Here is a 14,720-nt window from a genome sequence, read left to right as displayed (position 1 = left end):
GAAAGGGGCGGATTTTATCACAACGTGAAGCAGCCCCAGAAAATGAATTTTGTCGCCGCGCCATGCGAGGCCCTGTGATAGTATCCAGCTAATAGAAAGGGCAATTGCGCGATCATGAATCAAGACCAACTTTTACAACGAGCCGAGCGACTCTGTGTACAGCGAGGGATCCGCTTCACCCCGACCCGACGTCAGGTATTTCGCCTGCTGGCGGCACATGGCAACGCCATCAGCGCCTATGATTTGTTGGCTCAACTGCAGCAAACGGAAGCCAACGCCAAACCGCCAACCGTCTACCGGGCACTCGATTTTCTGCTCGAACAGGGCTTTGCCCACAAGGTGGAATCGCTGAACGCATTTATCTTCTGCTGCCACTTCGATCATGCTCACCCGATGCAGCTGCTCATCTGCGATGACTGCGGCGAGGTGGTTGAGCTGCACGACACGGCGATCGATAGCGCGTTTTCCGAGCAGGCCCATCTGCATGGTTTTACTATTACCAATAAGACGATAGAGGCACATGGCCAATGTGCTCGCTGTACGCCCACTGTAGGAAGTCATCATGAAGGCTGATTTTGTAAATCCGTTCCTGCTCTCTCTGCTCAATGTGCTCTCCACCATGGCACAGCTGGAACTCAAACCGGGCAAACCGAAACGCAAGATGGACGAGCTGGCTCGCGGCGATGTCTCCGGCCTGATCGGCATGGTCGGCCCGCAGACCCGTGGCTCGCTCTCCATCAGCTTCGAAAAAGGGCTGGCGCTGGAGATCATGCGCCGCATGCTGGGGGAAGCTCCTGCCACCATCAATGAAGAGGTGACCGACATGGTGGGCGAGATCACCAACATGGTGACCGGTGGTGCCAAGCGGATGCTGGGCGAGAAGGGCTACGAGTTTGACATGGCCACTCCGGTTATCGTTTCCGGCCCCAACCACACCATCACTCACCGCGCCGATGGCACCAAGATCATGATGCCTTTCGAATCTGATTTTGGTCGTGCCACCATCGAAATCTGCTTCGAGTAGTCACGATGTGGACTGCCTTGAAATGGTTCTTTATCTGCTGGGCGTTGTTGCTGATCCTCTCTGATATCCAGATCAGCACCTCTCTCTACAAATACGAAGACAATCGGGTGGTCATCAACTTCCCCCGCTGGCAAGCCAAGGCGCCGTGGGGCACCTTCGAATGGCATGCCGGGCGCGTTCAGACCCACTGGTATGGTCTGGATGGCAAACCCAAGCCGGAAGGCCCGCGCATCTAGTTCGTCTGCTCGAAGACCCATACCAAGAGGCCAGCATCAGCTGGCCTCTTTTGTTATGCGGACGGGTGAGTCACCTGTTTACGCTGCCTCGGCAGCCAGATCGTCGACCGGCCGCACCAGCATGCCAAGCAGACAGGCCAGCAGGGTTGGCATCAGCCAGGCGAGCCCCTTGTCAAACAGCGGCAGGAAGGCAAACGCCTCCATCTTCATGCCGGCAGCTCCCAGCCCATCGAGACAGCCAAACAGGAAGGCCACCGCCAGCACAGAGCGGAATGCCAGACGCGGGCGACCAAAGTAGCTCTTGAGGAAGGTGACCAGCACCAGCGCGATGGCGACCGGATAGATGGCCACCAGCACCGGAATGGAGAGGCCAATCAACTCGCTTAGACCCACATTGGCCACCAGCGCACAGAGCGCCCCCAGCAGCATAACCCAGTCGCGATAGGCCCAACCGGTCAGGCCGTGGAAGTAGTCGGCACCGGCACAGAGCAGGCCAACCGCGCTGGTAAAGCAGGCCAACGTGATAATGGCCGCCAGAATGAACTGACCCGGCTGACCAAACAGGCTCAACACATAGGCATTGACGATGGCGCCGCCATTGCTGATATCGCTCGCCACCCCTTCAGCACTGTTGCCCAGATGAAAGAGCGAGATATAGACAGCCGACAACCCGACCGCCGAGATCAACCCCGCGATGGTCAGATATTTGAACTGGCTGCGATAATCCTCAATCCCCTTCTGGCGCAGCAAGCCGATGATCAGGGCACCGAACATCAGGGAGGCCAGAGTATCCATGGTGTTGTACCCTTCCAGCATCCCCTTGGTCAGGGCAGCGTCTATGTACTCGCCACTGGCATCGGGCATGGAGCCCTGCGGCGCCACAAAAACCCCGACCGCCAGAATGAGCAGCATCACCATCAGGGCCGGCGTCAGGTACTTGCCGACCGCATCGAGCAGCTTGCCGCGATCGAGCGCCACCAGGATCACCAGCGCAAAGAAGCTCAGGGTATAGAGCAGCAGCCCCCCATGACCGGCATCGCCGAGCCAGGGCTTGAGCCCCATCTCGTAGGCAACCAGACCGGTGCGGGGAATGGCAAACGCAGGCCCCATGATGATGTAGATGGCGATGGCCAGCGCAGTGGCGACCCCTGCCGGCAGATAGCGGGTCAGCTCGGTCCAGCCACCGGCACCACGGCCAGAACTACCCTTGGCTACCGCAATCAGGGTGATCAGCGGCAGCCCCACCGCCGTCAGCAGAAAACCGCACATGGCGGCGACCAGATGCTCACCAGCCATAAAACCGGCCAGCGGCGGAAAAATGATATTGCCTGCCCCCAGATAGAAGGCGAACGTCATAAACCCCAATCCGAATACGTCGGACAACTTCAATGATTTCGTCAAACCCAACCTCATCTGCCTTATCAGCTTGTTCTTGTTGATTACACCCACTGCCTGGCAGATAACCTGACAACCATATGCTCGCTTCCCGCTCTCCCCGACAATCGGATGAGGAGCGCCATCCTGAGCATAAAGAAGAGATATTTGATCTCAATCACACATTAATATCTTGAAACAATTTGCTTGGCCAGAATTAATCACTGAATGACCACAGTGGGGAAGGAGGTGAAGCGCGGCAGAGAGAAAGGAAGCGGGCAAGCATCCGGCAGCAGTGCAGGTATCAACAAACAAAAGAGCCTGCACAAGGCTGGCTCTTTGTTCAGAGAGAAGGAAGCTATCAGGCAACTTCGGCGGCCAGCTTCTCGGCCGGGCGAACCACCATCCCTACCACGCAAGCCAGCAGGGTCGGCATCAACCAGGCAAGGCCCTTGTCAAACAGCGGCAGGAAGGCAAACGCATCCATCTTCATACCGGCAGCACCCAGACCATCCAGGCAACCGAACAGGAAAGCCACCACCAGCACGGCGCGGAACACCAGACGCGGGCGACCGAAGTAACCCTTCAGGAAGGTGACCAGCACCAGCGCCACGGCAACCGGATAGATGGCAACCAGCACCGGAATGGAGAGGCTGATGAGCTGGCTCAGACCCACGTTGGCCACCACGGCGCAGATAACGCCCAGCAGCACGACCAGCTTCTTGTAAGCCATGCCGGTCAGATTGTGGAAGAAGTCGGAGCAGGCGGAGATCAGACCCACGGCAGTGGTAAAGCAAGCCAGAGTAATGATGGCCGCCAGAATGAACTGACCCGGCTGACCAAACAGGCTCAGCACATAGGCGTTGACGATGGCGCCACCATTGCTGACATCGGTCGCTACGCCTGCGGCAGTGTTGCCCAGCTCGAACAGGGAGATGTAGACCACGGAGAGGCCGATGGCCGAGATCAGGCCGGCGATGGCCAGATACTTGAACTGGCTCTGGTAGTCATTAATCCCTTTCTGGCGCAGCAGGTCGACGATCAGGGCACCGAACATCAGGGAAGCCAGGGTATCCATGGTGTTGTAGCCTTCCAGAATCCCTTTCACAAACGGGCTGTTCTGATAGTCACCGGCAGATTCAGGCATGGTGCCCTGCGGCGCCACGAATACCCCGATCGCCAGGGTCAGCAGCAGCAACATCAGTACCGGAGTCAGGTATTTGCCGATGGCGTCCATCAGCTTGCCCTGGTTCATGGAGACCAGCACGGCCACCCCGAAGAAGAGCACAGTGTAGGCAGCCAGACCCGCCTGACCCATATCACCGATAAAAGGCTTGAGGCCCATCTCGTAGGCCACCAGACCGGTACGGGGAGCCGCAAAGGCCGGGCCGATGATGATGTAGATGGCAACCGCCAGCGCAGTGGCCACGCCCGCAGGCAGCAGTTTGGTCATGCCGGCCCAGCCGTTACCAGCCTTGGCGACGGCAATGATGGTGATGAGCGGCAGGCCCACAGCGGTAACCAGAAAACCCAGCATCGCCAGAGAGAGGTGTTCGCCAGCCATGTAACCAGCGAGCGGCGGGAAGATGATGTTACCGGCGCCCAGGTAGAAGGCGAAGGTCATGAACCCCAATCCGAGTACGTCGGACAACGTGAGTGATTTCTTCAAGTTCAACCTCGTCTGTCTTGTAAATTATTGCTTGTTATAGTTTTTATCGGTCATTGACCAGTTTGTTCATATGGGTAAAAAAAAGAGCCCCGCTTGATTTTTCATCGCGACCAGTGGTTTTGGCTGGTCTGGAGCGGGTGCTCGATCTGGAACCAGCATAATGGCATGAAAAAATAGTTCAAGACGAAATTTACATCTTCAAATAGAAGGGGCTGGTCAGTTGGATATATCTGTCGGAATAGGCTCCATCAGCAGAATGGATCACAATATCCCCCCTTTCACACCTGTTTAATCCTCTGCCAAGTCGCAATAAAACACGATTTGCCTCTTTACCCTCTCTGGTGATAACAGCTGTATAACAAATGCCATGCAGATCATAATCCGCCGAGATGCATAAAATTTCATCAGCCATGGCCGTCGGCAGCACCAGTGCCACCTCCCCATTCGGGGCCAGCAGTCGGTCGCAAGCAGCTAGCAGTGCATGGCTGTCGAGGGCGCCGGTATGGCGGGCCATCGCCCGCGCCGGATCGCTAAATGACTGGCCTGCCACGAAGTAAGGGGGGTTGGAGACAATTAGATCGTAAGGGGCGCCCTGATACCCCTGCACCGCGCTTTCGGTGATGGCCACACGTTCGGCCCAGGGGGAGGCGGCGACGTTCTCTCTGGCCTGGATCACTGCATCACTATCCAGCTCCACCCCGTCGATATGGCAGTCAGATCTGCTGCGCTGGGCCAGCATCAGGGCGATGAGGCCGCTGCCGGAGCCGATATCGAGCACCCGGCGCGCCTGTTCGACCGGGGCCCAGGCACCGAGCAGGATGCCGTCGGTGCCCACCTTCATGGCGCAGCGATCGTGATTGATATGGAACTGTTTGAAGGTAAAACCGCGACTACGCCCCATCTGGCCCCCGTCATCTGAAAAAATGGTTGGCGATTATAGCGACTAAGCCACACTCGCCATAGGAGCCGACGAGATAATCGCCTATAATCTGCCGTTTCCTTAATGACCGAGTATTGCCATGAGCCAGTCCTTTGATGATTTCGACCTGCACCCTGCCCTCAACCGGGCTTTGGCCGAGATGGGATTCACCCGCCCCACTACCATCCAGCAGATGGTACTGGAGCCAGCCCTGGACGGCCGCGATATTCTGGCATCCGCTCCGACCGGTACCGGCAAGACCGCCTCTTTCCTGCTGCCGGCGCTTCAACACCTGCTGGACTTCCCGCGCCGCAAGCCGGGCCCCTGCCGTATGCTGATCCTGACCCCGACCCGCGAGCTGGCGCTGCAGGTGACTGCCCACGCCAAGGCGCTGGCGGCCCACACCAACCTCAGCATCGAGACCATAATCGGCGGCGTCAGCCATGAAGAGCAGCTGCCTGCCCTGACCAAAACCACCGACATCGTGGTCGCCACCCCGGGCCGCCTGCTCGAGTACATCGAGAAAGAGGAGTTCGAGAGCCACGACATCGAGGTGCTAGTACTGGATGAAGCGGACCGCATGCTGGACATGGGCTTTATCAAGGATGTGAACCGCATCGTAGAAGAGGCGCGCTACCGCAAGCACACCATGCTCTTCTCCGCCACTCTGGAAGGGGCCGGCCTTGAGAAGTTCGCCAGCGAAATCCTCAAAGATCCGGTGGAGCTGCACGCCGAGCCGCCGCGCAGCGAGCGTCGTCCCATCACCCAGTGGATCCATCTGGCCGATGACGCCGCCCACAAGCTGGCGCTGCTGACCCACATCCTGAAAAACCCGGAAACCCAGAAGGCGATCATCTTCGTCAAGACCCGCGAGCGTCTGGCGGAGCTCTCCGGCCAGCTGCAGGCGGCAGGCATCTCCTGCGCCTGGATCCGCGGCGAGATGGAGCAGAGCAAGCGTATCGAGTCGATCCGCAAGTTCCACGAAGGTGAAGTGCCCTTCCTGATCGCCACCGACGTCGCAGCCCGCGGCATCGACCTGCCGAACGTCAGCCATGTCATCAACTACGACATGCCCTACGGCGCCGACGTTTACGTCCACCGGATCGGTCGTACCGGCCGCGCCGGCAACCGTGGCTGTGCCATCAGTCTGGTGGAAGCCCACGACATGGCGATGGTCGCCAAGATCGAACGCTACACAGAGGAGCGCCTCAAGCGCCGGGTGATCGACGAGCTGCGCCCGAAACACAAAGAAGCGCGGGTACCGGTGAAGAAGAAAAAGCCGGTCGACAAGAAGAAGTCCGCCAAGAAGAAAAAGAAGAAGTGATCGCCTGGCGATAAAGAGAAGGGCCATCCCGCGGGATGGCCCTTCTGCATTCTATGTATCTGGCCAATCGGAGCTGTATTGCTCCGGGCTCGCCACCGCCGTTGCAGGGCTATTTGCAGCCAGAACGACTCACTATAAATTTAATTTATGGGTTTTAGCTGAATGACCTAACCAAAACTTATAGTGAACCTCATCCGATCATCAGGGCATCAATCTGCCCGTCAGACACCCTGTCGGGCCATCGCCCGATCCGGGCAACGAATCCCCCCTGAATGCAGCCGGCCTGTCAGGCCACCGTCTTGCGCATGCCGATATGGGGGATATCGTCCTCGACATATCCCTCCCCCTCAGCCACAAAACCGTGCTGGCCATAGAAGCCCTGCAGATGGGCCTGCGCCCCCAGCCAGATGCTGTGGGTCGGCCAGCGTGCCTCGCACGCCTTGACCGCCTCGCCGATCAGCTGGTGACCGAGACCACCACCGCGCGCCTTGGGTGAAGTCACCACCCGACCGATGGCGGCACCGCTCTCGTCGCCGATGCCGGGCGCCATGATCCGCGCATAGGCGGCCAGCAGATCGCCCTGATAGCCGAGCAGGTGCCAGACCCCTTCGCGGCGATCGAGCCCGTCCAGATCCTGAAAGGGGCAGGTCTGCTCCACCACGAACACCTCGGCCCGCAGCGCCAGCAACTCATACAACTCGTCAGTGGTCAGTTCAGACCAGGGTTTCAGGATCCAGTTCATCGGCAACTCCTTATCAGTTCGGCCTGCCAGCATAATCGTGACGCCAGTGCCCTGCATTAACCTTTGTTAAGTTCTTTCAGTCGCTTGCGAATGCGGCTCAGGCTGATGGGAGTAATGCCGAGATAGGCGGCAATCTGGTGGTCGGGCACTCTGGCATCGAGTGCGGGAAAACTGTCGAGAAAGTGCTGATAGCGCGCCTGCGGGCTGCCGGTGAGCAGCAACTGCTCCTTCTCCTCCTTGATGCGCAGCTGCACCTCCAGCAGGTGCTGGTACCAGTGCGGCCAGCCGGGCAGCTGGCGCAAGTCGGCCAGACTGAACAGCAGCAAACGGCAGGGCTCCAGCGCCTCCACGCTGTAGCGAGCCGGCTCACCACTGAGCAGGTGGTGGAAGTCGAGAAACTCGTCCCCCTCCCAGTAGAACTCCTTGATGTACTCGCGGCCATCCTCCAGCACCAGCTTGGCCCGCAGCAGCCCCTGCTCCACCCTGACCAGCAGATCCGGGCTGTCGCCGGCATGCCAGAGGCAGCTTTTCGGGCTGAGAGTCAGCGGGCGGGCAAAAGAGAGGAGGCGCGCGGCCTCCTCTTTATCTGCGACCTGCGCCCAATCGAAGGGGGGCCTGTCAGTCAGCATGATCAAGCACGGCGCTGACGCACGGCTTCAAACAGGCAGACGCCGGTTGCCACCGAGACGTTGAGACTGGATACCGCCCCCGCCATCGGGATGCTCACCAGCTCGTCGCAGTGCTCGCGGGTCAGGCGACGCATGCCTTTACCTTCAGCCCCCATCACCAGCGCCATCGGGCCGGTCAGCTTGGCCTGATAGAGGTCGTGATCGGCCTCGCCAGCGGTGCCGACGATCCAGACGCCGCGCTCCTGCAGCTCGCGCAGGGTGCGGGCCAGGTTGGTGACCTGAATAAGCGGCACCACTTCGGCGGCGCCACAGGCGACCTTGCGCACGATCGGGGTGAGACCCGTGGCCTTGTCGCGCGGCACGATCACCGCGTGCACCCCGGCGGCATCGGCACTGCGCAGGCAGGCGCCGAGGTTATGCGGGTCAGTCACGCCATCCAGCACCAGCAGGAAGGGCTGGCTCTGTTGTGCCGCCAGCTCGTCCAGCAGGCTGGCCAGGTCGTGCTCGGCGAGCTTCGGCGCCTCTTTCACCCGGGCCATGATGCCCTGGTGATTGTTGCCTTCCGCTTTGTCATCAAGGGTCTTGCGGTTCACGCTCTGCACGCGCAAGCCGAGGGACTCCAACTCGGCCAGCAGGGGTTGCAGCCGGTCGTCATCCCGCCCCTTGAGGGCCCACACTTCGATGAAGCGCTCGGGAGTGCGCTCCAGCAGCGCGGTGACAGCGTGAATGCCGTAGATCAGTTCAGTACTCATTTAGTGCTCTTGGCCTTATCGCGAGCTTTTTTGCCCGGTCGTCTGTTGCTGGGTTTGGCACGGCCACCCTTGGCGGGTTTGCCGCTCTCCTTGCCATCTTTCTCTTTGCGCTTTTCGTGGCGCTCGGCGCTCTTGGCCTTCTCCTTCTTGATCTCGGCCATCTTGCGAACCGCCTGCTTGGCATTCTTGCCGGTGATCTTGAGGGGCTCTTCCACCATCACGAAGTCGATCTTGCGATCATCCAGATTGACGCCCATCACCTTGACCCGCACCTTGTCGCCCAGACGGTAGCGGCGGCGGAAGTTCTCGCCGATCAGCTGCTGGTGCAGCGGGTCGAACTGGTAGTAGTCGTTGGTGAGGGTGCTGACGTGCACCAGACCGTCGATGTGGATCTCGGCCAGACGCACGAAGAAACCAAAGCCGGTGACGCTGGCGATAACGCCGTCGAACTCGTCACCCACGTGATCCAGCATGTACTCGCACTTGAGCCAGTCGGCCACGTCGCGAGTGGCATCGTCGGCACGGCGCTCGGTCATGGAGCAGTGCTCGCCCATCGGATCCACTTCTTCCAGCTGGTAGTGGTAACCACCGCTCGGGGTCCACTTGTGGCGCAGGTTGGCCTGCTGCTCCTTGGCGGTCTGATACTTGATCGCGCGGTGCAGGATCAGGTCGGGGTAACGACGGATCGGCGAGGTGAAGTGGGCGTAGGACTTCAGGGCCAGGCCGAAGTGACCGATGTTGTCGGCCTGATAGATGGCCTGACGCATGGAGCGCAGCAGCATGGTGGAGAGCAGCTCCGCATCGGGGCGCCCTTCAAACTTGGCAGCCAGCTCGGCGAAATCCTTCGGCTCGGGCTCAAGACCGCCCTTGAGCTCCAGACCCAGTTCGGCCAGGAAGTCACGGAAACCGGTCAGGCGCTCTTCGCCCGGACGATCGTGTACCCGGAACAGGGCGGCGGCTTCGTTCTTCTCGATGTAACGGGCAGCAGCCACGTTCGCCTGGATCATGCACTCTTCGATGATCTTGTGGGCGTCGTTGCGCACCAGCGGCACGATGCGGTCTATCTTGCGCTGGGCATTGAAGATGAAGCGGGTCTCCTCGCTCTCGAACTCCACCGCGCCGCGCTGATGACGAGCCTGTTTGAGCGCCTTGTAGAGGTTGTTGAGCTCCTCAATATGGCCCACCAGCGGGTCATACTGCTGACGCAGCTTGGGATCCCCGTCGAGGATCGCTGCCACCTTGGTGTAGGTGAGACGGGCGTGAGAGTTCATCACCGCTTCGTAGAACTTGTAGCCGGACATGCGGCCAGAGGCGGAGATGGTCATCTCGCACACCATGCAGAGGCGGTCAACCTGCGGGTTCAGGGAACAGAGACCGTTGGAGAGCACCTCCGGCAGCATGGGCACCACGAACTCGGGGAAGTAGACCGAGTTGCCGCGCTGATAGGCTTCGGTGTCGAGGGCCGTGCCCGGCTTCACGTAGGCGGAGACGTCGGCAATGGCAACCCACAGGCGCCAGCCGCCACCACGCTTGGCCTCACAGAAGACAGCGTCATCGAAGTCGCGGGCATCTTCCCCGTCGATGGTGACCAGCGGCAGGGCACGCAGGTCGATACGGCCCTCTTTGGCCTTCTCCGGCACCTGCTCGCCGAGACCAGCAACCTCTTTGGTCACCTCTTCCGGCCAGGTGTGCGGAATGCCGTGGGTACGCAGGGCGATTTCGATCTCCATGCCGGGCGCCATGTTCTCACCCAGCACCTCCAACACGGTGCCGACCGCGTTGAAGCGGGCTGTGGCGCGCTGGTTGATGCGCACGACCACGACCTGGCTCTGACGAGCCCCCTTGTTCTCCCCTTCCGGGATGATGATGTCCTGACCGATGCGGCTGTCGTCAGGCACCACAAAACCAACGCCGTTCTCGACGAAGTAACGGCCGACAATATCCGCCTCGCGGGATTTGAGCAGACGCACCAGACGCGCCTCCTGGCGCCCCTTGCGGTCGATTTCGGTCGGCTGCACCAGCGCATAGTCGCCGTGCATCAGACGTTGCATTTCACGGTTGTTGAGGAACAGATCCGGGCCACCACCCTCGGGACGCAGGAAACCGAAGCCATCCTTGTGGCCGAGTACGTAGCCTTTCACCAGATTCAGACGATCCGGCAGGGCATAACACTGGTTGCGCGTGAAGACCAGCTGTCCATCGCGCTCCATGGCACGCAGACGGCGACGCAGGGCTTCCAGTGGCTCTTCATCGGTCAGCTTGAGAACCTTGGCCAGCTCTTCCCGTGACATGGGTTTTTCGTGGCCCTTGATGAGGTCGAGGATCATCTCGCGACTGGCGATGGGATTCTCGTATTTTTCGGCCTCGCGTTCGAGGAAAGGATCTTTTTGAGACATAAGCAGGCCTTAGGGTAGGTGGTAACGGTGCCATTATATCGGAGGGGGGGGCGAATGGCATCCATCGGCTGCCTTTTGGCCAATCTCTCTGTCATACTATCTTCAGTTCGCTGGCATGATGAGACACAGAACTCATGAGTAAGGACACATTTGCCCAATCTGCCGCCTATCTCAAGCAGGCAGTCCCCCTGATGATCAAGTACCAGATCCCCACGACGCCGGATAACTATCACCTCTGGTACAACTACGTTGCGGCCAGCATGCCCGAGCTCAATCAGGCGATCGATCAGGCAGTCAAGTTGCAGGGCACCTGCTCTCTCACCACCTGCGAGCGCCTCTACCACCAATATCTGGCGGCTCAGGACGAGAAGCAGATGGAGGCAATGAAGCTCAACCTCGCCGCCATGGCCAACGAGCTGGGCCACTCCATGCAGGACGCCATATCGGATACCGGCATGTTTCAGGAGATGCTCGACAAGAGTTTTGACAAGCTGAGCCGTATCGACGACGAAGGCTTCAGTCTGGAAGACACCATGGGGATCCTGCGGGATTTGGTGCGCGAATCGCGGGATGTACGCATGTCCACCATGCACTTTCGCAACCAGCTCAGCAATGCCGAAAAAGAGATCAAGGAGCTGCGGGCGGCGCTCAACGAGACCCGCAAACTGGCCAACGAGGATGCCCTCACCAGCCTGCTCAACCGGCGCGCCTTTGACCTTGAACTGGATAGCCTGATCCGCAGCCAGCAGCCCTTCTCGCTGATCCTTGCCGACATCGACCGCTTCAAGAACTTCAACGACGAATATGGTCACCTGCTTGGCGATCAGGTGCTGCGCGCTTTCAGCAAACGGCTGCGCGATGCCTGCAAGGAGGGAGTGACCGCCTATCGGCTGGGTGGCGAAGAGTTCGCCATGCTGGTGCCCCATCGCAATCTGGCACTGACCAGACAGATGGCAGAGAGCATGCGCCGCGCCATCGAGCGGATGTCGATTCTGGATCGCAAGTCAGGCCGACGCATCGATCACATCACCGCCTCGTTCGGCGTGGGCGAGTTCAACGGTCAGGAGAGTGCCGACTGTCTGGTCGAACGAACCGACAAGCTACTCTACAAGGCCAAAGAGCTTGGCCGTAACCGGGTCATGCCACTTCCCTCCTGAGAGCCGTCTAATTGCCGGATCTTCCCCAATAGAAAAGCCAGTCAGATCACTGACTGGCTTTTCTTCATCTCTTACCGGTGCCGCCGGGGTGGAACCATGGCGGCATCGGTCAGACGATTACTGCTGGGCCTCTGTGACCCCTTCCACTTTCACTTCGACACGGCGATCCGGAGCCAGGCAGACGATCAGCTCGCGCTTGGACTTGCTGACACAGCTGTCGCCGGTAACCGGGGAAGCCTTGCCACGCCCTTCCACATTGACCTTGCTGGCCGGGATCCCTTTGCCAACCAGATAGTTGGCAACGGTCTGGGCACGCTGCTCGGAGAGCTTCTGGTTGTAGGAGTCAGAACCGATGCGGTCGGTGTAACCGATCACGGTGGCGACGCCATCCTTCGGACGCGCAGACTCAATCTGGCTGTAGAGGTTGTCCAGAGCCTCGCTGGCTTTCGGCTTCAGCGTTGCCTTGTTGAAGTCAAACAGCACGTCGGAGCTCAGGGTGAACTGCTTCTCGACAATAACAGGCTCGGGAGCGGGTGCCGGCGCAGGAGCCGGTGCGGCAACCACAGGAGCAACCTGACCGAAGCGATAGACAGCGCCCAGCGAGAGCAGGCCGTTGTCCATACGCAGACCAGTGTCGTCACGGCTGCCATACGGAGTGGAGTATTGATACTCAAGGCGAGCAGCCCAGTCGCGGTTGAAGGCATATTCAGCGCCCAGCGCACCTACGACAACAAAGCGGCTGTCGCTTCCCTCGCCGCTGTTGTCAGCCCAGCCATAGCCACCACCTACACGACCGTAGAGGTCCAGGCTCTCGGTCACCGGGAAGCCCAACTTCAGGGTCAGTTGCGCCAGTTGTGCCTTCACGGAGTCGTTAAATGCTGTGCCGGTTGATTTCTCTACGGCATCAAACTTGTACTTGCCCAGATAGTCATAACCCAGCTCAACACCCAGATTCTTGTTAACCTGATAGCCGCCAAACACACCGGCCCCCAGGGAATCATTGGTCTCATTGCCAAGAGTAAAAGCGTTGCTTTCATCAATGCCATAGAAGTTGGACCAGCCCAGTTTGGCACCGCCATACCAGGTGTTGTCCTGACCGGCCGCCTGTGCGTTGGCAGCGAGCAAACCGGTAACCAGTAAGGTAATCAATGATTTTTTCATGTCTTAGCCTCTGCAACTTTATGTAGGAGGAGGTTGATTGATATCACCTCGTCTTATAGGCGCAATCGCACAAACACGATCGCAGCATATCAACGTTAGCCTATTTTCAAGTACCTGATATCAATTAACAAATAACACTTTAACTCAATGACACCACAAAAACAGCAACAAATGTCTGTTATTTGACCAGGAAAGGGATGAATGCATCATTCTGCGGGGAAACGGGCCAGCCTGTCGCTGGCCCGGAAGGGTTGTTACTGACGGATGAACTCGTAGTTCTTCTCGATAAAATCGGCCACACGCTGACCCAGAACTTTATGCACGGTACGAGTCGGGTGCACCTGATCCCAGAACATGTTGCCCTCGCAATTGGCCGTCATGGCCGCCCGCATCAACTCGGGGCTGACCACAGCCTGCGCCAGGATCGGGTTGCTCGCAATGGCAAGCTGCTCCGGCAGCGTCAGCGCAGCCGCTTTCGGCATCTTGGCAAAGGGCTTCCAGACATAGCCACCGCCGTAGCAGGCATGTTCGATATCACTGAGCCCGAACTGCTGCGGGTCGCGCACCATCTCGTCAAACTGCTTGTCGACTTCGAACAGCTTCACGATGCCAAGAGGGGCAAGCTCGTTGGTGAGCGCCTGCAAACGCTGGTTATGGTATTTGGCTACATGGCGCACCTTGTCGACCACCTTCATGCTGTGAGCCGACGGGGTTTGCCCCAGATCAGGAATGTTGAACAGCAGTATCTGTTTGGCGCCATTTAAAACCAGATTATTCGCTGCCGCCTGAATGGTGGCTATCACCCGATCTGCATCCTTCTCCTTGTTCCAGCCATAGGCCAGATAGTCGTTGGCTCCCACCCAAATCACCACCAGATCATCGGGGCGGAACTTGTCTTTTTTCAGGAACTGTTTGATCTCGTACTCCAGGTTATTGATCACCTGATACTTGGGATCCCAGGACCAGAAGCCAAGCCAGCCATTCAGGGGGCCAAGGTGGTTATAGGCCACCGCAGTGGCACCGCCTTCAGCCTCGTTGGCCAGTTTAAGCCCCGGGAAATGCTCTTGTTGCAACACTTCCAGCCAGACTGGCCCATTACTGAAACGCCCCTTGAAATAGGGGGGACTGGAGGGGAGATACCCTTTCATCTTCTGGTACATTTTGCCGGTATCGGAGAGGCTGTCGCCAAACATCACGATACGGGAAAAGGCAGGACGCTCGACCGCCTGAACGGTCAATGCCATCAACCCCAATAAACAAACAAGCCACTTTTTCATATTGTTATTCTCATTGTTCGGCAAGGGTTACCCTTGCTCGCTTTCCTCGAACGGAGATCT

14 protein-coding genes are annotated in these 14,720 nt (G+C 58.9%); 5 read left to right on the top strand and 9 right to left on the bottom strand.

Translation table 11 applies throughout. The annotated features are described in order from the left end of the window. Positions 1 to 114 precede the first annotated feature (114 nt). From zur to AACR93_RS13585, 3 genes are read left to right on the top strand one after another with little or no spacing between them, the layout of a single operon-like run. Complete coding sequence (gene zur / locus AACR93_RS13595) at positions 115 to 573, top strand: zinc uptake transcriptional repressor Zur (protein ID WP_041209211.1); 459 nt, start codon at positions 115 to 117, stop codon at positions 571 to 573. Continuing rightward, positions 563 to 1,024: a chemotaxis protein CheX gene (locus AACR93_RS13590; RefSeq protein WP_033115052.1), complete on the top strand. Its 462-nt coding sequence runs from the start codon at positions 563 to 565 to the stop codon at positions 1,022 to 1,024. Before zur ends, AACR93_RS13590 begins: the two co-directional genes overlap by 11 nt. A gap of 5 nt (positions 1,025 to 1,029) precedes the next feature. Further along, positions 1,030 to 1,260: a hypothetical protein gene (locus AACR93_RS13585; protein WP_041209212.1), complete on the top strand. Its 231-nt coding sequence runs from the start codon at positions 1,030 to 1,032 to the stop codon at positions 1,258 to 1,260. Positions 1,261 to 1,338: 78 nt separating this feature from the next. On the opposite strand, the gene brnQ (AACR93_RS13580) is transcribed toward AACR93_RS13585, so the two are convergent. The 3 genes from brnQ (AACR93_RS13580) to AACR93_RS13570 form a co-directional block, all read right to left on the bottom strand. Next, positions 1,339 to 2,616 carry a branched-chain amino acid transport system II carrier protein gene (gene brnQ / locus AACR93_RS13580; protein WP_043849693.1) on the bottom strand — a complete coding sequence of 426 codons (1,278 nt, stop codon included), beginning with the start codon at positions 2,614 to 2,616 and terminating at the stop codon, positions 1,339 to 1,341. A gap of 379 nt (positions 2,617 to 2,995) precedes the next feature. Then, positions 2,996 to 4,303 carry a branched-chain amino acid transport system II carrier protein gene (gene brnQ, locus AACR93_RS13575; protein ID WP_082044040.1) on the bottom strand — a complete coding sequence of 436 codons (1,308 nt, stop codon included), beginning with the start codon at positions 4,301 to 4,303 and terminating at the stop codon, positions 2,996 to 2,998. 190 nt (positions 4,304 to 4,493) lie between these two features. Next, complete coding sequence (locus AACR93_RS13570; RefSeq protein WP_043849691.1) at positions 4,494 to 5,204, bottom strand: tRNA1(Val) (adenine(37)-N6)-methyltransferase; 711 nt, start codon at positions 5,202 to 5,204, stop codon at positions 4,494 to 4,496. Between the two features lie 118 nt (positions 5,205 to 5,322). On the opposite strand from AACR93_RS13570, the gene srmB reads away from it, so the two are divergent. Beyond that, a complete protein-coding gene (gene srmB, locus AACR93_RS13565) occupies positions 5,323 to 6,546 on the top strand; it encodes an ATP-dependent RNA helicase SrmB (protein WP_043849690.1) in 1,224 nt (407 codons plus the stop codon). Positions 6,547 to 6,832: 286 nt separating this feature from the next. Here the strand turns inward: srmB and AACR93_RS13560 are convergent, their stop codons facing one another. Genes AACR93_RS13560 through rnr form a run of 4 tightly spaced genes read right to left on the bottom strand, consistent with a single transcriptional unit; the run spans position 6,833 to position 11,065 of the window. After that, complete coding sequence (locus AACR93_RS13560) at positions 6,833 to 7,288, bottom strand: GNAT family N-acetyltransferase (RefSeq protein ID WP_043849689.1); 456 nt, start codon at positions 7,286 to 7,288, stop codon at positions 6,833 to 6,835. A 56-nt stretch (positions 7,289 to 7,344) separates the two neighbouring features. Next, complete coding sequence (locus AACR93_RS13555; RefSeq protein ID WP_043849688.1) at positions 7,345 to 7,917, bottom strand: Crp/Fnr family transcriptional regulator; 573 nt, start codon at positions 7,915 to 7,917, stop codon at positions 7,345 to 7,347. Positions 7,918 to 7,919: 2 nt separating this feature from the next. After that, positions 7,920 to 8,669, bottom strand: coding sequence for a 23S rRNA (guanosine(2251)-2'-O)-methyltransferase RlmB (gene rlmB, locus AACR93_RS13550; protein ID WP_040067006.1), 750 nt, complete (start codon positions 8,667 to 8,669; stop codon positions 7,920 to 7,922). Continuing rightward, entirely contained in the window at positions 8,666 to 11,065 is a 2,400-nt protein-coding gene (gene rnr / locus AACR93_RS13545; RefSeq protein ID WP_041209218.1) for a ribonuclease R, read from the bottom strand. Before rnr ends, rlmB begins: the two co-directional genes overlap by 4 nt. Before the next feature lie 134 nt (positions 11,066 to 11,199). Between rnr and AACR93_RS13540 the strand changes: the two genes are divergently transcribed. After that, a complete protein-coding gene (locus tag AACR93_RS13540) occupies positions 11,200 to 12,222 on the top strand; it encodes a GGDEF domain-containing protein (RefSeq protein ID WP_043849687.1) in 1,023 nt (340 codons plus the stop codon). 117 nt (positions 12,223 to 12,339) lie between these two features. On the opposite strand, the gene ompA is transcribed toward AACR93_RS13540, so the two are convergent. Continuing rightward, positions 12,340 to 13,383 (bottom strand): porin OmpA, encoded by a 1,044-nt coding sequence (ompA, locus tag AACR93_RS13535; protein WP_043849686.1) that lies wholly within the window; start codon positions 13,381 to 13,383, stop codon positions 12,340 to 12,342. A 254-nt stretch (positions 13,384 to 13,637) separates the two neighbouring features. Continuing rightward, positions 13,638 to 14,660 (bottom strand): SGNH/GDSL hydrolase family protein, encoded by a 1,023-nt coding sequence (locus AACR93_RS13530; protein ID WP_043849685.1) that lies wholly within the window; start codon positions 14,658 to 14,660, stop codon positions 13,638 to 13,640. Positions 14,661 to 14,720: the final 60 nt, after the last annotated feature.

This window comes from Aeromonas sp. L_1B5_3 (assembly GCF_963866575.1).
Classification (GTDB): domain Bacteria; phylum Pseudomonadota; class Gammaproteobacteria; order Enterobacterales; family Aeromonadaceae; genus Aeromonas; species Aeromonas jandaei.
Note: the sequence above shows the minus strand (reverse complement) of the source record. Positions and strands in the feature narration are given on the sequence as shown.